The following is a 19,746-nucleotide window of genomic DNA, read 5'->3' as shown; positions in this document are numbered from 1 at the left end:
CCTTTCATTTTTTTGTGCTTCCAACTTCTTTTCATAAGTCGTTTGATTCGCTTCGATTTCGGCTTGTTCAGCGAGCCAGGCAGCACGTTCTTCCTTTGATTTACGCCCACGTTTTTTCGGAGCGATTTCTTTTTTCTCAGAAGGTTTTGCGGCATCTCTCGCTTCAAAATGTGTCGCGTCAAAACCAAGATGTTCTTCTTCAAGAAAACCTTCTGTAAAAGCAGTCTGAATCAGTTCATCGTGCATGCGATCTAACACATCTGATTGACTAATCGCGTCGACCATACGTGAATACGAGGCTTCAGATGGCACGGTGTCCGAAACTAAAAAGCCACAATCTAAACGAAAGACGAAATCAACCGTTAAACGATTGACCAAATCTTTAACGGTTGGGATACGCTCGACAATGCGAATAATCAATGATTGAATCATCGCACCGTAATTACATTCACGTGGAGCACCACGCATCGTCTTCTTTCGAAATAGCTGAAAGATCGGCTGCACATCGAAAGTGGCTAAAATCGCATCAAAACGACGAGAACTTTCCATTTTCAATAATTCATGGATGTCAAAAAGGCTCATTTGTTTTACAATAGTCATAGGGCATTCACCTCTTGGTTGATTTTGGTTTGGTCACTTAAATTATACCAAAATGGGGAGGTGCCCGTTTTTTATTGTCTTGAAACCCTTGGGAGACAAGGGGTTAGAATTATGAAATTAACTCAAATAAATAATTTATTCGCTTGCATTTTCAATTTCTAACATAATTTTTGTCACATAATCCTCTTCACGCTTTTTGACAATCGCATCATAAATGTATTCTTCATAAACATATTGCCCTAGCTTATATCCCCGCTCCATCATCACCTTAAACAAACGCTCATAAGTTTTTGGCAATGTTTCTGTCGTCCCAATATGATAACCAACGAGGCAATCTCCAGCAATTGCCTTAAAATATGGATGTCCTGCCCTTGGTGATGGCTGCTCCATATATAAATGGCTATAATTCGTATAATTTCCAGCTAGCACCTGCTCTCGTCTCGTCATTCCTCCAATTGGATGTCCTGTATCTAATTGTGAGCGATCGAGCTCATCAATAAAATCAGCAACTGCCTGTACAAATTGCTCCTCTGTTACATTTTCGATATTTCTACTTAAATAAAATGTAGCCTCTGGATAGCGTTCAATTGTTATCTCGTTAAAATCAATATTCGCTGCCTCCTCAAGTGAACCGATTTTTACCTTTATCATGCCCTCAATCAGTTCGAGCTCTTTCCTTTTTTGTGCAACAATTTGCTGCTGTTGACGCATTAATGTAAGAAATGCATTAGGTGACTGCTCTGCTAAATAATTTTGAATGCCTTTTAAGGACATACCAAGTGTTTTTAAAAGCTCGATTACACTGAAAAGGTCGTATTGCGCAATCGAATAATAGCGATAGCCGTTATCATCTTTAAAAATAGGAGATAATAATCCAATTTGATCATAATAAATGAGTGTTTGCTTATTCACCTTACATATTTTTGCGAACTCGCCAGTTGTAAAATATTTTATATTTTTATTAAACATGCTGTATCCCCCTTGACTATATAGTTACTATATACCATATATTATACGTGATTATATAGAGAAAGGTTTTGATAACATGTTGACAAAATTATTTTCACCCACCATCAACTTCCATACAATTGCTCAATTGTATGGTGAATGGCGTATTGGAGAGCTAAATATTAAAGGAGAAAAAACGATTGTAAAGGAGGTCATTACTTATGACTACCGTTAATGCAATCGAAACAAGACCTGTAAGACCGCTATTTTTCTCGTACCTATACCCAGCAATGGTTGGGATGCTACTCATGTCCGTCAACATTTTAGTCGATGGTATTTTCGTCAGTCGAGGTGTCGGTGCAACTGCTTTAGCAGGGGTCAATATTGCGGTTCCTATTTTTTCTATTTTACTATCTATTTCTCTGTGGATTGGAATGGGTGGCGCTACGCTCTTTTCCATCTCTCTTGGCGAAGGTAATAAAAAGCGTGCACATCAAATATTTACACTATCTTTTGTGATGATGATTGGGATTGTTACGGCAATCATTGCTGTGCTGCTATTCAATTTAAGGGATATTGCCTATATTTTTGGGGCCAATCATACAACATACCCTTATGTGCAACAGTACTTGTATATTATTTTATTATTTGGCCTGTTTTATACGATTGAAAATTTATTGAGTATTTTTATTCGCAATGATGGTAGTCCAAAGCTTGCAATGCTGGGGCTTATTACTACGTCCGTATTAAATATTATTTTTAACTATATTTTTATTTTCATACTGGACTACGGGGTAAAGGGTTGTGCTTTAGCAACAGCACTATCAACGATTTTTGGTATGCTTGTATTGTTCCTCCATTTTTTTAATAAACAATGCGAGCTAAAGTTCGTCCGTCATTTTTTTGCTGTCATCGATATGAAAAAAATCATGACAATCGGCTTCCCTAGCTTTATCGTTGAAGCCTCTATGGCGTTTATTATTATCCTTTATAATGTTACATTTTTACGTTATTTAGGCTCAGACGGTGTCACTGCCTACGCAATGGTCAACTATATTCATGCTGTATTATTAACAGTATTTTTCGGCATCGGTATGGCATTACAGCCTTTAGTTAGTTATCACCACGGTGCAGGGCTAAAGAAACGCTTAATTGCCTTATTGAAAATTGGTGTGAAAACAGCTATTATTCTTGGCTTGTCTACAGCCATTATTGCGATGCTCTTTCCTTCGCAGCTCATCGGTGTCTTTGGTGATAAAGGAAGTGCAGAAGTCCAATCAATGGCTATTCAAGGCTTTGCTTATTTTGCGATAGGCTATATATTCCTTGGTGTTAATATGGTATTTGCAGAATTTTTCCAATCCATTGAAAAAATTCGCCTCGCTACAACGATTATGCTACTGAGAAGCGCGGTATTGTTTATTCCTGTTCTTATAGTGCTCCCTAAAATTTTCGGTGCGCAGGCGATTTGGTGGACATTCCCTGTTGTAGAAGGCTTAACTGCTTTATTGATTGCCCTCTTTATTTGGAAATCTAAATATGGAATAAACTTTTAAAAACGTGGAATAAACTTTTAAAAACGTGGAATAAACTTTTAAAAACGTGGAATAAACTTTTAAAAACGTGGATAAAGAGCTGTCTGGAAAGATACTTTCCAGACAAGCTCTTTATTCTACTACATATTGCTCATATTTGTGATAATCTGCTGCCTTCAATTCAAGTTGCAGCAATGTTCCTTGCTCCTCATATTCTGTGCTAAAAATGGATGCCTGCTCATTTAAATAAGAAACAACTGAACCTGCCTTATACGGAACGAGCATTTTACATGTCACATAGTCCGCAAAAATATGCTGGCGAATCATTGTTAAAAGCTCATCTAAGCCAACACCTTCTTTAGCTGCAATCCACAAATTATCTCCGCTCATAAGTGGGTACTCGACACTAGCTAAATCTGACTTATTATAAACATAAATTGTCGGAATATCCTCTACACCGACCGCTTTTAATGTATCGTTTGTGACATCCATCATAAAGCGATATTCCTCATTTGAAACGTCCACAACATGCAATAGCAAATCTGCTTCACGAGCCTCTTCTAGTGTTGAACGGAATGCTTTTACTAAATGGTGAGGTAGCTTACTAACAAAGCCAACTGTATCTGTTAATAAAAATGCTTTGCGATCCTCTAGCTCAATGTGACGAACAGAAGTGTCTAACGTGGCAAACAGCATATCCTTTTCAAATACTTGCTTCTCCTCCTGCTGCCCTATTTTTGCTAAGAGCTGATTCATAATCGTAGATTTTCCGGCATTCGTATAGCCGACAATCGAGACAATGGGCACTGCATTTTTTCGTCGTTGCTTGCGCTGTGTATCACGCTGTGCCTTTACATGCTCTAAATCACGACGCAATTTCGCAATTTGATCCTCGATTTTTCGACGGTCAAGCTCTAGCTTTGTTTCCCCTGCACCACGGTTTTTAAAGCCGCCGCCTGTACCACCACCTTGACGTGATAAAGAAGCATGCAAGCCAACTAAGCGCGGTAGCATATATTGTAATTGCGCTAGCTCTACTTGCATTTGCGCTTCTTTTGTCTTTGCACGACGGCTAAAAATGTCAAGAATAAGCATTGTGCGATCAATCACTTTACATTCTAAATCGCGCTCCAAGTTGCGAATTTGTGAGGGTGACAGCTCATCATTAAAAATAATAATATTCGCATCTGCTTCCTCATAAAATGCTTTAATTTCTTCAATTTTCCCTGTGCCTACATAATGAGACGGGGTCACGCGCTCTAAATTTTGCGTCACGCTTCCGATTACTTCTACATCGAGTGCCTCTGCTAAATTCGCAAGCTCCTCCATCGAATAATCAAAATGCTCATCATTTTTTAAATTCACACCAACTAATACGCCACGCTCTTGTATGCTTTCAATTTCTTTCATCAATTATCGTCCTCCTAGTTGCCATAATCCTAACATAACACATGTATGAAAGGCTATTATGTTATACATAAAGAAAAAGTGGCTGTTTGAAGAGATTTTCTCTTTTCAAACAGCCGTTACCTACTATTAAATAATTACTCAATATGATGTTCTATGTGAAAATCATATTTTTATTTTCTTTCTTCTTTTATTAATCGAAGTGTTTCTTCAAACTCCTCTTCGATTTGAGGATTTCTTTTGTATGTTACAAGAGATACAATGACTGCAATAATTAAACAAGCGAAGAAGCCTGGGACAATTTCATAAAGCATGCCTGATAATGTAGCATTTTTCCCCCATATGAAAGCAGTTAGAGCACCAATAACCATTCCAGCTAATGCACCGATGTTCGTTAGCTTGCGCCAATAAAGTGATAATAAAATGATAGGACCAAATGCAGCACCAAAGCCTGCCCATGCAAATGATACTAATTTCAAAATTGAGTTTTCAGGGTTCCATGCTAATATAACCGCAACAATTGTTACAACTAAAACTGCTAAGCGGCCCATAAACACATAGTGCTTATCCGTTGCATCTTTATTAAATAAAGCTTTGTAAATATCCTCTACAAGCGCAGAAGACGTTACGATTAGCTGTGAAGAAATTGTACTCATTACTGCTGCTAAAATTGCCGCAAGCATAATTCCTGCAATAAACGGATGGAATAATAATTGCCCCATTACGATAAATACCGTTTCTGCGTCCTTCAATTCTCCTAAAGTTGCCGCATTTTGTTGATAGTAAGCGACCCCTACTAATGCTGTACCAATCGCACCAACCAAGCTTAAAATCATCCAGCCAATACCGATGCGACGCGCTTCCTTCGTTTCTTTTACCGAATTAATCGCCATAAAGCGAACAATGATATGTGGCTGCCCGAAATAACCAAAGCCCCATGCAAGTGAAGATACTACACCAGCTACTGTAGCTGTTGAAGCAAATAAATTTAAATTTTCAGGGTTGACCGATTTAATTGCATCAATTGTTTCCCCAATACCACCTGTGTAAAAAATTCCGAAGATTGGCACTGAAATTAATGCTAAAAACATAATTAAGCCTTGTAAAAAGTCCGTGTAGCTTACCGCTAAAAATCCACCAAACAATGTGTAGCCAACTGTTACTGCCACAACAACAAGTAATCCAACATGGTAATCATAGCCGAAGGAGCTATTAAAAAACTTACCACCTGCTACCATACCTGATGATACGTAAAACGTGAAGAATACTAAAATAATAATACCAGATGCGATACGAATTAATTTTGTATTGTCTCGAAGACGATTATCCAAATAACTTGGAATCGTAATCGAGTCATTTGATACTTGTGTATAAACACGTAAGCGTGGTGCAACAATTAGCCAGTTTAAATAAGCACCAACCGTTAAACCAATGGCTATCCATGCCTCCACTAAACCTGAGATATAAATAGCTCCTGGTAATCCCATTAATAACCAGCCTGACATATCAGCTGCCCCTGCACTTAATGCCGTTACAGCAGGACCTAGCCCACGTCCACCAAGCATATAATCGTTTAAGTTAGAAGTTCTCTTATACGCATACCAGCCGATTACGACCATCGCCACCATGTAAATAATAATTGCTAATAATTGAAATCCGTGATCTGACATACTGTTTCCCTCCTTAAAAAAATTTACTTTCCGTATAGAGGTTATCTATCGAAAAGCCTTATAATAAACATATAATTTATTGCATTGTAAAACAAGGCGTAATTCAACTAATTGTCCTCCGCTTATTTGTTATACCCTTTATCTTTAGCTTTCACACAAATAGTTATGTTAAACTAATGTCAATTTTATTATAAAGAAGGTATATTACTATGGAATTCCAACAGATGAAAGAACAATTTTTAGCACTGTTACATGATAAAACATTAATCTCTGCAACTATTAGTCAGCCCCGTTTAAAATCTAATGAAATAAAACGAGTGAAGCTCAAACCAATTGAGCTAAAAGGCATTTACACAATTCAAATTGAATATCAATATGAGCGCATTTTGAAGCATGAAAACATTCCGTTAGAGGCATTTCCAGAGCATTTTGATTTAGTGCTTGAGCAATTCCGCCAAATTCATGCTCAATTTACTGAGCAAACGATTCACATTCAATTGTCCAAGAAAAATAAAGTGTTATGGAAATCTGAGCAAGTGCAGACTAATAAAAAAGTAGATTTAGCACATAATCGTAAAAAGCAATATTTATTAGACGATACAACTATCCATCCTTTTCTCGTTCGCCTCGGTGTGCAAGCTGAAAATGGCACGATCAAAAAGCAAAAGTACGATAAATTTAAGCAAATCAATCGCTTTGTAGAATTTATTGACGATGCCTTAGATTACTTACCAAAGAACCGTCAAATTCGCATTTTAGACTTTGGCTCTGGCAAGTCTTATTTAACCTTTGCCCTTTACCATTATTTAAAAATTATTAAGAAATTAGATATTCACGTAACAGGACTGGATTTAAAAAAGGAAGTTATTGAGGAATGTAATGGAATTGCACAAGATTTAGGTTATGAGGATTTACAATTTTTAGTTGGCGACATTCAAGATTTTAATGATGAAACAGCTGTTGATATGGTTGTGACATTACATGCTTGTGATGTAGCAACAGATATGGCACTTGCACGCGCTGTAAAATGGGGAGCAAGCGTTATTTTAAGCGTCCCTTGCTGCCAGCATGAACTAAATCGCCAATTGCAATCACCTGCATTAGAAATTATGACACAGCATGGCTTAATTCGTGAACGCTTTGCCGCATTGGCAACTGACTCCATTCGAGCTCAATTGTTATCGCTCGTAGGCTACGAGGCACAGCTACTTGAATTTATCGATATGGAAAACACACCAAAAAATATTTTAATTCGCGCATACTACACAGGCAAAAAACCCGCCGCTGAAGAACGAGCAAAATATGATAGCTTTATTCAATTTTTAAATGCTAAACCATTTTTACAAAAGGAACTAGAAAATCTTTTGTAAAAAAGAAGTGACAGGGGAAACTGGCATCCGCCTACTTCCTCTTCCACTTCATTGAATTTACATTATCTTTACAATCCAAAATATGCAATTGTATATACTATGCCACCATTGCATACAATATAGCCAAAAACCTTGTTATATCGGATGTCCCAGCATACTATCCCTATAATTATTACGCATATATATACAATATGAACAAAATAAATATTACAGCATTGTAAAGATTGTTAATGTGAATATAAAATTATATTGATTTCGTAAAGCTTTTGTTATTATTTTATTAAAAGAGAAAATTTTCATATATGCTTAGGAGGCATTCCATGTTTAGTTCAAGAAAATCAGATCCATTTTTCACAGCCCTTCATAAAATTGCAGAAAATATGAGAGAAGCTGTACATTACGCTAACGACTACCGTATCGAAACAGTAGCAGATTTAAAAGAAATCAGCATTCGTATGAAGGAATATGAAACGGCTGGCGATAAATTAATTCATGAATTAATCGTTATGTTAAATAAATCGTTTATGACACCAATCGAGCGTGAAGATATTTTAGCATTAGCCATCCGTATGGACGATATTTTAGATGGTACAGAAGGTTGTATCGCCCACTTTGAAATGTTCTCATTAAATGAAATCGATGATTCAATGCGCAACTTCTTAGGCTATATCGTAAAAAGTGCCGATGAGCTTGTAAAGGCAATGGAGCTTTTGAATAAAAAAGATTTAGTTGGCATGCGTCAGCATGCCATTTTAGTGAAGGATTATGAGCGTCAATGTGATGAAGTATTGCGCTCATCGATTAAAAAATTATTCTTAAATGAAAAAGACCCAATTCGTTTAATCAAGTTCAAAGATATTTACGAGCAATTAGAAGAAATTGCTGACTACTGTCAAAACGTAGCGAATACAATTGAAACAATCATTATGCGCAACGCATAAAAGTAGGAGAAATAACTAATGGAAACAATATTAATCCTTACAATTTTAGTCGTTATTTTTGCGCTAGCATTCGACTTTATTAACGGCTTCCATGATACAGCAAACGCCATTGCAACTTCCGTATCTACACGTGCATTACCACCACGTACAGCGGTATTAATGGCAGCCATTATGAACTTTGTTGGGGCGATTACATTCGTAGGTGTAGCTAAAGCAATTGCTAAAGATATCGTTGACCCATTCTCGTTGTCAACACCTGAAACACCGATGATTGGCTCTGTCGTAATTTTAGCAGCATTATGCGCAGCCATTACATGGAATTTATTAACTTGGTACTACGGTATTCCATCAAGCTCATCACATACATTAATCGGCTCAATCGCAGGTGCAGCAATTGCCGCTGCTGGTTTTAATATTTTAAATTACTCTGGCTTCATTAAAATTATTCAGGCACTTGTTTTCTCGCCATTTATTGCATTAGCAGTTGGCTTCTTAATGATGTCATTGTTTAAAGTAGTCTTTAAAAACATGAACCTTTATAAAACAAATAAAGGCTTCCGTACAATGCAAATCGGTACAGCCGCATTACAAGCATTCACACATGGTACGAACGACGCGCAAAAAGCAATGGGTATCATTACGATGGCTTTAATCGCTGGCGGTCTGCAAACACATGATGAAGTACAAGGCTGGGTACGTTTAGCCTGTGCTGTCGCAATGGGGCTAGGTACATCTATTGGTGGTTATAAAATCATCAAAACTGTTGGTGGTAAAATCATGAAAATCCGCCCAATTAACGGAGCGGCAGCTGATTTATCATCTGCAACAGTGATTTTTGGTGCAACACTGTTGCATTTACCCGTTTCAACAACACATGTTATTTCCTCTGCGATTATGGGTGTAGGTACTGCACAGCGTGTAAAAGACGTAAAATGGGGAACAGCCCGTAAAATCGTCATTACATGGATTATTACAATGCCGATTTCAGCCATCATGGCAGCAGGCTTCTATTTCTTATTAAATATTTTCTTTTAAACATTAGGGGTTTCCGAAAAATGGCAACCCCTATTTTTAGAAAGACTTTATTCTACGTTTTTTGGAGTTTATTCTACCTTTTTTGAGATTTATTCTACGTTTTCAAAGTTTTATTCTACGTTCCACTTAATTACCTCAGTATCTCTTTCTTTATACATGGAAACCTTGTAAACTCTTTACTAAGGAAAGGGGCTTCAAACATGCAGAAATTTTCTATCTTCGTTACAAAACATGCTAAAGCAATTGTAAGCATTTGGATTATCTTTTTTCTTATTATGGGCTATTTCGCACTACAATTACCAAGCAAGCTACAAGGTGATGGCTTTTTTGTAAAAGATGACCATAGCAAGACGATGCAGGAATTAAGTGAAACATTTGATTTACCAGCGAAAACAATCTTTGTTCTATTTGAAAATAAAACAGATGATGAAATTACAATAGCACTCAACAAACTTGAGCAAGTTGAGGCTATTCAGGAAAGTATCTCTCCTATCGGTATGAAGCAGCTGCAAAATGGCAATTTCTCTTATGCCATGCTGCATTTTGGCAATAGTGTAACCGACTATTTCCCTATAGTCGATGAGATTCGCGAAATTTTATCTTATGACAATGATATTTCTATTACAGGTGAGCCAGCCATTTCAAAGGATATTAATGTGGCAAGCCAGAAAGACTTAATGCAGGCTGAGGCAATTGGCTTACCTATTGCATTAATCGTCCTTTTACTAGCATTTGGTACAGTTGTTGCATCGCTCTTGCCAGTTATCGTTGGCGCAGCAACAGTTATCGTATCATTTGGCGTATTAACTTTATTTAGCGGCACCTTCGATTTATCCATTTTCATTTTAAATATTGTACCGATGCTCGGGCTCGCTTTGAGCATTGATTTTGCCTTGCTATTTATTAATCGTTATCGCGAGGAGCGTCAAACAAAAAGTATTGAGCAGGCTGTGCAAATTGCGATTCAAACAGCTGGTCGCTCCATCATTTTCTCAGCGTTATGTGTCATGATTGGGCTTGGAGCGATGGTCGTAATTAAAGTAGAGATCTTCCAAAACATCGCATTAGGTGGCTCAATCGTTGTCTTTTTAGCAATTATTTCAGGGTTAACATTGCTGCCAGCGACAATTATGCTGCTAGGCGATCGCTTAAATAAATGGCGCATATTACGCGTGTCACAAAAAGCGACGAAATGGCAAGCATTTGCTGCCTTTGTTATGCGCAGACCATTGATGATTATTGTAGTAGCATTGATTTTACTAGGGGCTGCGATGATTCCAGTGAAAGATATGGATTTAACTATTCCATCAAAGGAATCGTTGCCTACCTCTTATGAATCACGAGCAACATTTGATAAAATGGAAAAAGCTTTTGATTTCGGTGCAGATGCGGTTGTTTATTTGTTGGCAGAACGCTCTAAGGGCTGGGATGATGAGGATGGCTTAACAAAAATGCTCGATATTCAACAAGCGCTTGAGCAAGAAGCACTCGTGAAAAAGATTGATTCACTCTTTACGACAGCGCAAATTGATTCTGTTGAGATATGGCAAGCTGCTAGCATTGACCCGCAGTTACAAGCAGTGCAATCGCATTTTATTCAGGAAGATAAAATGTATATGGCTGTTCATTTAAATACAAGCGGCTCATCGACTGAAGCTCAAGATTTTGTACGTGAATGGAAAGATAAAGATTTAGATGTCTCCTTTACATTAGCAGGTGCACCGAAATTTAACCAAGAAATTTTCGATGAAATTGCCAATAAAATTGGACTTGCTTTAATGATTATTATGATTACGACATTTATTATTTTAATGATTGCCTTCCGCTCCATTTTAATTCCTGTGAAGGCGATTATTATGAATATTATTGGGCTTGCTTCAACATTCGGGCTTATCGTCTATATATTCCAATATGGGCATTTTGGTATTGAAGCAGGAACCGTTGTCTTGATTATGCCTGTTATCGTCTTTTGCTTAGTATTTGGACTTAGCATGGACTATGAAGTGTTTTTAATTTCCCGCATTCAAGAGGAATATTTAAAAGGCGCGGATAATACGAAGGCTACAGTCGATGGACTTGTTTCAACAAGTAAAATTATTACGTCTGCTGCCTTAATTATGATCGTTATTACTGGGGCATTTGCTTTTACAGATGTAATGCCTGTTAAACAAATTGGGGTTGGCATTGCAATTGCGATTGCAATTGATGCAACGGTTATTCGCTTAATGCTTGTGCCAAGTTTAATGAAGCTGTTCGGCGACTGGAATTGGTGGTTGCCATTTATGAAAAAAAGATAAGTGATTTGCTCACAAGAAAAAGCGCATGAAATCAATTTGAATTCATGCGCTTTCCTTTATTTAAAAATCCCTGTGTACCAAGCTTTTGCAGCTTGTACTTCTGGCATCGTTAATTGGTGACCTTGGTTGAACCATGCAGTTTCTACCTTTGCACCATGCGCCTGTAGCATTTGCTCTAGCTGCTCTGATTCTTGCGGTGGACACATGAAGTCATTCGTTCCAGCACCAATCCATACGTCTACATTTGCCAAATTGGGAATTTTGGCATCGCGATTCGGTACCATTGGGTGATGTAAAATTGCGGCACGTAATGCATTTTCATGATGGAACAATAGGCTACCAGCAATATTCGCTCCGTTAGAATAGCCAATTGCAATGACTTGGTTACGGTCAAACTGATAATCCACTGCTGCTTGCTGCACAAAATCATCTAATTCCTTTGTACGGAAAAGTAAATCCTCCATATCAAATACGCCCTCTGCAACTCGACGGAAAAAGCGTGGCATACCGTTTTCTAACACATTGCCACGAACGCTTAAAATATTCGCATCGGCATCAATTTCCTTCGCTAATCCAATTAAATCTCGCTCTGTGCCACCTGTACTATGTAGCAATAATAGTGTACGCCCATTTGTGCCATGTTCAAAAATATGCTGCATGTTCTCCACCCTCTCATTATCTCGAATTCAAGACAATTATAGTCGGTGCTTGCTCAGGTGTCAATAAACTTGATTCATGTAGCTCTACTGTCTCGCCCTCTGGCGTTTTTGGCTCATAATATTTAAAAAATAATAACATCGCGATAACGATTAATAGCGATACACCAACAACAATGCTAACGATGGTTAATGCAAATTTCTTTCCATCCATTTCTGGTCTCTCCTTATTTCGAAGGTCTAAATCCTTCTTCTCGTAAATATTCTATAGCTGCCTCTCGCGTGCCAAAGGCTTCCTCTAAATTATCTTGATGGTAAATTGCCCACGAGCGATTTTCATAAATTAGCTCTAGCATAGCCCCTTCACGTGAGCGCCAAATTTCTATAATTGGCTCTTCCTCCACATCTTCGGATAAATAGCTAATAGCTGCTGCAATAATGGCACGCAATGCTGATTCATCATAATCGCGAATATTGACGAGACCTTTGTCATTTGCCTCTGCCTCATATTGCAATAAATCGCCAACGAAGACGAAGCCATTGCCATTAGGATGTAATTTTTCCACAACAATCGTTTTTTCATATAGACTATTTTCGTAGTGATAATTTAAGCGTTTTAATGAAACTTCCTTTTTCGTTAATTCGGGGAATGTTTCAATAATCGCCTGTTTTTGTTCAAATGTTAGCATAAAATGCTCCTTTATAATGTTTTCGTCGCTGCTTCTTTAATTTTTTTGCGCTCTTCGTAAATATTTTTGACAATCGCTTTAATGACCGCATATGTTGGAATTGCAATTAAAATTCCGATAAATCCTGCAATATTTCCTGCAGCCAAAACAATTGTAATAACCGTTAATGGGTGAATATCCAGCGATTTCCCCATGACATTCGGTGTAATTAAATTGCTCTCGATTTGCTGTGCGATAAGTGTAACGGCTAACACCCCAACGACTAAAATCGGCTTTTGAATAAGTGCGATAACCAGCGCTGGCACAAGTGAAACCCATGGACCAATGAACGGAATCATGTTCATAAAGAAGGCGAGAATCGCTAATAATAATGCGTAATCTAATCGTAAAATTAAATAACCGATAAACATCATCAACGCAAGTAAAAAGCTAATCAATACTTGTCCCTGTACATAGCTACTTAGTGCATCATCGATATCCTTTAATGTTTTCTTAATCCATGCGCGACGCTCCCCTGTAAATAAGCCATAAATGCGTGGAGCAAATTTTTCGTGATCCTTCAACATAAAGATAAAGAAGAATGGCACTAAAATTAATGTAAATGTGGCAGATACTGCACCACTAACAAAGGTTACAATCATTTTGCTACCTGTTACGGCTATTTCTTGGACAGAGTTTGAAACAGAATCAATAAACTTATCCACTTGCGGTGGCAAATGGTCTTGATGATCCTTTATGAACTCTGTTGCTTCCTGCATTTTCTCACCAATGTAAGGAGCATTATCGACTAATTTATTAACCTCTTTCGCAATTGGATTACCTATTGAGAATAAAAAGCCTGTAAGTGCACTTGCTAGCAGGACAATAATAATAATGATACTTCCCCACCTTGGGACTTTACGCTTTTCCAAGAAACGCTGTATCGGCTCCGTAACATAGTAAAGTACCCCACCTAATAATAATGGGATGAATACCGTTTTCAAAATAATGACAAACGGCTTAAAGATGGTGCGAATTTCCATGAAGTACTTCACAATCAATAGCGATAATAGCATGCCAATCGCTACTTGAAACCATAATTTCTTTATCATATTTCCACCTCGATCATCATCTATCTACTAGCAATAATCGCATATAGGCTTAAAAAATACAATCTTTGAAGGCGAAAAAGGATTGCTAATGCATAAGATTATGCCCTAGCAATCCTTTTGATTATAATTGTGTATCGTCAATTGAGTTTAAGTAGTCTTGAATTGTGCCGATTACCGATTCCACACAGCCACTTTCAAATGGCGAGATTAAGCCTGCTTCACGTACTAAATTTGTAAATGATTGCGAGCCACCTAAGCCACATAAATGTACATAATCCTTCCACGCACTGGCAAAGTCCTCACGTGAACGTTTCCAGAATTGGAATGCACAAATTTGCGCTAATGTGTAATCGATATAATAGAATGGGCTTGCATAAATATGCCCTTGACGTTGCCAGAAGCCACCAGCCTCTAAATAGGCATTGCCGTCAAAATCACGATGTGGTAAGTATTTCGCTTCGATTTCCTTCCAAGCAGCTTTACGCTCAGCAGGTGTCATCTCTGGGTTTTCATAAACGACATGCTGGAATTCATCTACTGCAACACCATATGGTAAAAATAATAATGAGCTGCTTAAATGAGAGAACTTATATTTATCTGTTTGCTCTTTAAAGAATAGCTCCATCCATGGCCATGTAAAGAATTCCATACTCATTGAATGAATTTCTGCTGATTCATATGTTGGCCATAGATACTCTGGAATACCGATATTGCGGCTAGAGTATACTTGGAATGCATGACCAGCCTCATGTGTTAATACATCGATATCGCCTGATGTACCATTGAAGTTCGAGAAAATAAATGGTGAATTGTAGTCATCGATAAACGTACAATAGCCGCCACTTTCTTTTCCAGTTTTCGCTACTAAATCCATTAGCTCATGGTCAATCATAAAGTTGAAGAACTCGCCTGTTTCCTTTGACAGCTCCTCATACATTTTCTTACCATTTTCAATAATCCATTCAGGAGTACCTTGTGGCTTTGCATTACCTGTTAAGAAATTCAAGCCCTCATCATAATATTTAAAGTCTTCAACGCCAATACGCTTCGCTTGACGTTTATAAAGCTCTGTTGCGACCGGCACGATAAAGTCGCGCACTTGGTTACGGAACTTTTCCACCATCTCGGCATTGTAATCAATGCGATTCATATTCACATAGCCTAATTCTACATAATTTTTAAAGCCTAGCTTTGTCGCAATTTCATGACGTAGCTTTACTAGTTTATCGTAAATTTCATCGAATTTTTCACCGTTCTGTGCATAGAAATTAACACTTGCCTCACGTGCCTCTTTACGAACATTGCGTTCCAATGATTCACCGTATGGTCCTAACTGTGCCAAGGTTAATGTTTTACCATCAAATTCAATTTGTGCAGATGCTACAAGCTTACTATATTCTGAAACTAGCTTATTTTGCTGTTGCATTAGTCCAATCACTTCTGGTGAAAAGCCTTTAATTTGATTTTCAGCTAATGCAAAAAGCTGTGTTCCCCATTTTTCTTCAAGCTGTGCACGGAATGGTGATTTCACAAGCTCTTGATAATATTCAAATACGATTTCTTCCGCCTGTGGTGTTGCCTCATCTAAATAATCACGCTCTGCTTGATAAAAAGTATCGTTCGTATCAATTGATGCGCGAATATAAACTAAATTCGCTTGCGTTGAGAAATTATTGCGATGTTCATTAATTTTTTCAATAACTGCGCTTTGTTCCTCCACGCTTTGTGCATTTTTGAACTCCTCAATCAACGCACGTACAGCCATTTTCATTTCGTCTAAATTTGGACGCTTATACTCGTAATCTTTAAATGTTACTCCCATGATGTCCCCACCTTCAAATTGTGTTTGAATCAATGACGCCTTAATTAAAGCTATGTTCTTAAATCAAGAACATTCAATTCGCTTTTAATTATTTACTACTATTCGCCATTTTGCAACTATTCCGAAGAATAATCTCTTGAATTGTCGTCAATTGTCAGAATTGTTTGTGTGCCAGGCACTGATAATCGCCTCTTGTAATCTCGTAATTTCATTCGTCAACTCATTTGCTGAATTTGTAACAACCTCCACTGCATGTTGCTGCTCTTCCACCGATGCAGTGACTTCCTTCGTTACAGTTGCGTTTTTCTCACTAATATTGGTGATGCTCTCCATCGACATCAACATTTCATTTTTCGAGGTATTCAATTGATTGACGCTCTTCGATATATCATAAATAATCGCTGTAATATGCTCGACTGATTTTTCAATTGCTTCAAATGAGCCTTGCGTTGTCATCACAGACTGTCGTTGCTTTTGGACAATTACTGCTGCTTTTTCCATTTCATTCGTTACTCGGCTTGTTTCTTCTTCAATTCCACGTAGCGTACCTCTTACTTCTCCTGTTGCTTGCTGTGTTTGATCAGCTAATTTGCGCACTTCCTCTGCTACAACCGCAAAGCCTTTGCCATGCTCCCCGGCTCTCGCCGCTTCAATTGAGGCATTCAATGCTAATAAATTTGTTTGGTCAGAAATTTCATTAATTGTACTAACGATTCCTTCAATTTCATCTAACTTTTGCATTAAATTATGAAATACTTTTTGCATTTGTATCATTAATTCATTTGATTCCTCAGAGCTTTGCTGTAGTTGTTCTAAATTCGCTACCCCTTGCTCATTGGAACTACGCATCTCACCAGATGCTGTTAGCATCGTTTCGTTTTTCGCATGTAATACTTCAATTTGAGTAGCAAACTCAGTTGTCGAACGACTTGCTTGCTCAGTGTCTATTGCCTGTTGTGCAGCACCTGTTGTAACCTCTCCTACTGACTGAACAATCGTTTCTCCTAATGCCGTCGTTTCTTCTGCAACCGCAGATAAATTGCTAGAGGTCGTTTGAATTTCGGAGATTGAATGCTCCACATTTGAAATAAGCTCCTTTAATTGAATAACCATATTATTAAAGCCCTCGTTCAAAGTCCCAACTTCATCTTGTCGATTAAGCTGGTCAATCGTTACCATCAAGTTTCCTTCTGCTACTTGACTCACTCGTCTCGACAAGCGTACTAATGGAATGGCTAAATAGCGAGAGAAGATCACTGCTACAATACCACCTGCTATAGCTGAAATAATAAGAGTTACTATAATAACTTTAACTAAGTCGTTAACCGGTTCATTGAAATCTTGCATATATGTGCCTGAGGCTACAATCCAATCCCAATGCGGGTCTAACTTTGAATAAATCAATTTTGGTGCGACAACCGTTTGTCCTGGCAGCTCAAAATCATAATGGGTAAATCCCCCACCTGCTAATGCTTTATCTTTTACTTCCCTAATAAAATAATTTCCTGAGCTATCCTTACTTTCCCATAAGCTTTCCCCTTCGCGTGTAGGGTGCCCCAGCAATGTTCCGTCATGGCCTAAAATATAAATGTAGCCGTTTTCCCCTAGGTTTGCTGGATATGTAAGTAAACGCTTTCCTTCTGCATCCATTGCACCAATCAGCTGTGTTTTCACACGTTCCTTCGCTTCCTCAAGCGTTAATACCCCTTGTTCCACTTCGTAATTGGTCGATTCAATTAATTGCAAAGCCGTTTCTACGCTATTTTTAATAACCGTTTCTCCTAGCTCGTCCATTCCTTGCTTTGCCGTCATATAACTGATAACACTAATAATAAGACTTGGTATAAAAAAAATTAAAAATGAGAAGACAAGCAACTTACCTTGTATAGATTTTAAAAAACGTGTCATTTTCACCATCTCCTATATCTCTATTCCAATAATATATAACTAATATTATTACATAAATAGGGACTACGAGGAAGGAAACCTAATAATTATTACAAAATGCTCTAGTAAGTAAAAAACAACTAGCACACACCATCTAAGTGGTAGGCGCTAGTTACTTTTAAATCCATTCTCTAAAGCTTCAATTTTTTGTTAAATCTCTCTCGTATTTCTTCATCTATTCTATGTTCAATATTGATAATAGTTCCAGGATAGCTTGTAATTAGCTGATTCAAACGGTCCGCACTCTCCCCGTCTAACCCTGAAAGTGCCTCATCTACAACAAGAATCTCCTTATTAGATAGCATTGCACGTGCTACCTCTAATCGCTTCAACTCCCCGCCAGATAGCTGGTGAGCATCACTACCTAGTTGGATTTGTAAGCCTTCTTCATTCGCTAGGCGATTCAAACCTACTTTGTGCAAAACCTCATACAATTTTTCATCAGCTATTTCTTGGCCAATTATTAAATTGTATTTTAATGTATTACGGAAAACAAACGGCTGTTGCTCAACAACTGCAAATGCTTCTGTTAAATTTCCTTGTAAGTTGCTACTATATTGAATTTCCCCTGACAATACATCCTGCTCATTCATCATCGTTTTTAACAATGTTGATTTACCAGATCCCGAAGCCCCTTCTATTAAAATACGATCACCTTGTTCGACTTGAAGATTAATACTTTCTAAAATTGGCTTGTTCTCTTTAAATCCAATATTCACATTTTCTAAAGATATTAAATAATCATTGTTTGTAGTAAACACTGGCTCTGTTGGTTGTGTATGACTTGGTTCTTCATTTAGCACTTTTCTAAGTAAAGGTTCCGAAGCTGTCATCGCATTATAAATATTCGCCAAGGAAATAAGTGGTGTTACTACTCGATCAGCAGCCATATAAATGGTGATGAGCATACCAGCAGATATTTCCCCATTGATAACGGACCATGCACCATATGATAATGACCCCATTGCCGAGACGACATAGAGTGCACCAACATAGAATGCAGATGTGGACCTTTTAAAGTTCATAGAAAAGTATTTATTTTGTTCTGTTGTTACTCCCGCTAGCAATTGTTTAAATATGAAATTTTGAGCACCATAACGTTTCACTAAATTCCTTGCATTCAAGCCATCTTCAAGTTGCCCTATATACTGTTGATTTGCTTCCTGCCAATTCTCTGTTCCTTTTTGAAGCCAACGTGATGTCAGCTTAGGAATAAAGGTAGGCAGGGTTCCAAGTAACACAAAGATAATGCCAACTTTCCAGTTGATAAACAATAAAAATACTAACGTAATACCACCTTGTAATATACTATAGACAAAATTCATTGTGTTATTGATAAAATCTTGTTCAATCTGCTTTATATCCGAAGTAATAGTCGATATGTACTGGCTAGCTGGAACTTTGCTATTGCCAGCATCATATGACTTTTTAAACATTTTATCTTTTAGATCAATATTTATCTTGCTTCTCACTTTACCAAAGAAATAGGCATTCGATAATTGGGCTGCTATAATTAGCAGCCATAATATAAACCATATAAACAGTAATAAGGGTATTTGGCTATATTCTTGATTGGTCATCACATCTGTAAATTTACCTAAAAAATATGGAAGAACAATCCCATCTAAAGAAAGTACGATTAACATGAGAAAACTGATAAATGTAAGTTTCCACTTTCCTTGAAATAAGTTGATAACCAATTTAATCATTTCTTTCCTCCTCGTAAATATTTGCCTCC

At 37.6% G+C, this 19,746-nt stretch carries 17 protein-coding genes; 6 read left to right on the top strand and 11 right to left on the bottom strand.

The genetic code is table 11. The features are described 5' to 3' along the window. The coding region (locus M3Z76_RS06645) for a transposase (protein WP_295655768.1) at positions 1-600 on the bottom strand (600 nt) is incomplete at its 3' end. Between the two features lie 135 nt (positions 601-735). Continuing rightward, a complete protein-coding gene (locus tag M3Z76_RS06640; RefSeq protein ID WP_293921632.1) occupies positions 736-1,569 on the bottom strand; it encodes a MerR family transcriptional regulator in 834 nt (277 codons plus the stop codon). 76 nt (positions 1,570-1,645) lie between these two features. Between M3Z76_RS06640 and M3Z76_RS06635 the strand changes: the two genes are divergently transcribed. Further along, complete coding sequence (locus tag M3Z76_RS06635; protein ID WP_293921635.1) at positions 1,646-1,783, top strand: hypothetical protein; 138 nt, start codon at positions 1,646-1,648, stop codon at positions 1,781-1,783. Continuing rightward, positions 1,770-3,104: an MATE family efflux transporter gene (locus M3Z76_RS06630; RefSeq protein ID WP_293921637.1), complete on the top strand. Its 1,335-nt coding sequence runs from the start codon at positions 1,770-1,772 to the stop codon at positions 3,102-3,104. Before M3Z76_RS06635 ends, M3Z76_RS06630 begins: the two co-directional genes overlap by 14 nt. 111 nt (positions 3,105-3,215) lie before the next feature. Here M3Z76_RS06630 and hflX read toward each other — a convergent pair whose 3' ends face one another. Together hflX and putP are read right to left on the bottom strand one after the other, a co-directional pair. Continuing rightward, positions 3,216-4,493 (bottom strand): GTPase HflX, encoded by a 1,278-nt coding sequence (hflX, locus tag M3Z76_RS06625; protein ID WP_293921913.1) that lies wholly within the window; start codon positions 4,491-4,493, stop codon positions 3,216-3,218. 170 nt (positions 4,494-4,663) lie between these two features. Then, complete coding sequence (putP, locus tag M3Z76_RS06620) at positions 4,664-6,160, bottom strand: sodium/proline symporter PutP (RefSeq protein WP_293921638.1); 1,497 nt, start codon at positions 6,158-6,160, stop codon at positions 4,664-4,666. Between the two features lie 209 nt (positions 6,161-6,369). On the opposite strand from putP, the gene M3Z76_RS06615 reads away from it, so the two are divergent. The 4 genes from M3Z76_RS06615 to M3Z76_RS06600 all read left to right on the top strand — a co-directional run bounded on the left by M3Z76_RS06615 (position 6,370) and on the right by M3Z76_RS06600 (position 11,803). Next, entirely contained in the window at positions 6,370-7,530 is a 1,161-nt protein-coding gene (locus M3Z76_RS06615; RefSeq protein WP_293921639.1) for a class I SAM-dependent methyltransferase, read from the top strand. Positions 7,531-7,850: 320 nt separating this feature from the next. Beyond that, the gene (locus M3Z76_RS06610; protein ID WP_293921640.1) at positions 7,851-8,471 is read left to right on the top strand and encodes a DUF47 domain-containing protein; all 621 of its coding nucleotides are present in this window, start codon (positions 7,851-7,853) and stop codon (positions 8,469-8,471) included. Between the two features lie 18 nt (positions 8,472-8,489). Then, complete coding sequence (locus M3Z76_RS06605) at positions 8,490-9,506, top strand: inorganic phosphate transporter (RefSeq protein ID WP_293921641.1); 1,017 nt, start codon at positions 8,490-8,492, stop codon at positions 9,504-9,506. Between the two features lie 200 nt (positions 9,507-9,706). Continuing rightward, a complete protein-coding gene (locus tag M3Z76_RS06600) occupies positions 9,707-11,803 on the top strand; it encodes an MMPL family transporter (RefSeq protein ID WP_293921642.1) in 2,097 nt (698 codons plus the stop codon). Positions 11,804-11,859: 56 nt separating this feature from the next. On the opposite strand, the gene M3Z76_RS06595 is transcribed toward M3Z76_RS06600, so the two are convergent. From M3Z76_RS06595 to M3Z76_RS06565, 7 genes are all read right to left on the bottom strand, one after another. Further along, positions 11,860-12,462: an alpha/beta hydrolase gene (locus tag M3Z76_RS06595; RefSeq protein WP_293921643.1), complete on the bottom strand. Its 603-nt coding sequence runs from the start codon at positions 12,460-12,462 to the stop codon at positions 11,860-11,862. Positions 12,463-12,478: 16 nt separating this feature from the next. Next, positions 12,479-12,673, bottom strand: coding sequence for a hypothetical protein (locus M3Z76_RS06590; protein ID WP_293921644.1), 195 nt, complete (start codon positions 12,671-12,673; stop codon positions 12,479-12,481). Between the two features lie 13 nt (positions 12,674-12,686). Further along, the gene (locus M3Z76_RS06585) at positions 12,687-13,148 is read right to left on the bottom strand and encodes a hypothetical protein (RefSeq protein ID WP_293921646.1); all 462 of its coding nucleotides are present in this window, start codon (positions 13,146-13,148) and stop codon (positions 12,687-12,689) included. Between the two features lie 11 nt (positions 13,149-13,159). Beyond that, complete coding sequence (locus M3Z76_RS06580; RefSeq protein WP_293921649.1) at positions 13,160-14,239, bottom strand: AI-2E family transporter; 1,080 nt, start codon at positions 14,237-14,239, stop codon at positions 13,160-13,162. 121 nt (positions 14,240-14,360) lie between these two features. After that, positions 14,361-16,061 (bottom strand): M3 family oligoendopeptidase, encoded by a 1,701-nt coding sequence (locus M3Z76_RS06575; protein WP_293921651.1) that lies wholly within the window; start codon positions 16,059-16,061, stop codon positions 14,361-14,363. Between the two features lie 147 nt (positions 16,062-16,208). Beyond that, the gene (locus M3Z76_RS06570; protein WP_293921653.1) at positions 16,209-17,969 is read right to left on the bottom strand and encodes a methyl-accepting chemotaxis protein; all 1,761 of its coding nucleotides are present in this window, start codon (positions 17,967-17,969) and stop codon (positions 16,209-16,211) included. Between the two features lie 170 nt (positions 17,970-18,139). Then, the gene (locus M3Z76_RS06565) at positions 18,140-19,717 is read right to left on the bottom strand and encodes an ATP-binding cassette domain-containing protein (RefSeq protein ID WP_293921655.1); all 1,578 of its coding nucleotides are present in this window, start codon (positions 19,715-19,717) and stop codon (positions 18,140-18,142) included. Positions 19,718-19,746: the final 29 nt, after the last annotated feature.

The sequence above is a fragment of the Metasolibacillus sp. genome, from assembly GCF_025291715.1.
GTDB classification, from domain to species: domain Bacteria; phylum Bacillota; class Bacilli; order Bacillales_A; family Planococcaceae; genus Metasolibacillus; species Metasolibacillus louembei.
The sequence above is the reverse complement of the archived record's forward strand: the minus strand, read 5'-3'. Positions and strand labels throughout refer to the sequence as shown.

What these genes read in the sequence shown, in the direction of transcription:
- M3Z76_RS06640 (WP_293921632.1), bottom strand. Translation starts at nt 1,569, where the DNA reads ATGTTTAATAAAAATATAAAATATTTTACAACTGGCGAGTTCGCAAAA.
- M3Z76_RS06635 (WP_293921635.1), top strand. Translation starts at nt 1,646, where the DNA reads ATGTTGACAAAATTATTTTCACCCACCATCAACTTCCATACAATTGCT.
- M3Z76_RS06630 (WP_293921637.1), top strand. Translation starts at nt 1,770, where the DNA reads ATGACTACCGTTAATGCAATCGAAACAAGACCTGTAAGACCGCTATTT.
- hflX (WP_293921913.1), bottom strand. Translation starts at nt 4,493, where the DNA reads ATGAAAGAAATTGAAAGCATACAAGAGCGTGGCGTATTAGTTGGTGTG.
- putP (WP_293921638.1), bottom strand. Translation starts at nt 6,160, where the DNA reads ATGTCAGATCACGGATTTCAATTATTAGCAATTATTATTTACATGGTG.
- M3Z76_RS06615 (WP_293921639.1), top strand. Translation starts at nt 6,370, where the DNA reads ATGGAATTCCAACAGATGAAAGAACAATTTTTAGCACTGTTACATGAT.
- M3Z76_RS06610 (WP_293921640.1), top strand. Translation starts at nt 7,851, where the DNA reads ATGTTTAGTTCAAGAAAATCAGATCCATTTTTCACAGCCCTTCATAAA.
- M3Z76_RS06605 (WP_293921641.1), top strand. Translation starts at nt 8,490, where the DNA reads ATGGAAACAATATTAATCCTTACAATTTTAGTCGTTATTTTTGCGCTA.
- M3Z76_RS06600 (WP_293921642.1), top strand. Translation starts at nt 9,707, where the DNA reads ATGCAGAAATTTTCTATCTTCGTTACAAAACATGCTAAAGCAATTGTA.
- M3Z76_RS06595 (WP_293921643.1), bottom strand. Translation starts at nt 12,462, where the DNA reads ATGCAGCATATTTTTGAACATGGCACAAATGGGCGTACACTATTATTG.
- M3Z76_RS06590 (WP_293921644.1), bottom strand. Translation starts at nt 12,673, where the DNA reads ATGGATGGAAAGAAATTTGCATTAACCATCGTTAGCATTGTTGTTGGT.
- M3Z76_RS06585 (WP_293921646.1), bottom strand. Translation starts at nt 13,148, where the DNA reads ATGCTAACATTTGAACAAAAACAGGCGATTATTGAAACATTCCCCGAA.
- M3Z76_RS06580 (WP_293921649.1), bottom strand. Translation starts at nt 14,239, where the DNA reads ATGATAAAGAAATTATGGTTTCAAGTAGCGATTGGCATGCTATTATCG.
- M3Z76_RS06575 (WP_293921651.1), bottom strand. Translation starts at nt 16,061, where the DNA reads ATGGGAGTAACATTTAAAGATTACGAGTATAAGCGTCCAAATTTAGAC.
- M3Z76_RS06570 (WP_293921653.1), bottom strand. Translation starts at nt 17,969, where the DNA reads ATGACACGTTTTTTAAAATCTATACAAGGTAAGTTGCTTGTCTTCTCA.
- M3Z76_RS06565 (WP_293921655.1), bottom strand. Translation starts at nt 19,717, where the DNA reads ATGATTAAATTGGTTATCAACTTATTTCAAGGAAAGTGGAAACTTACA.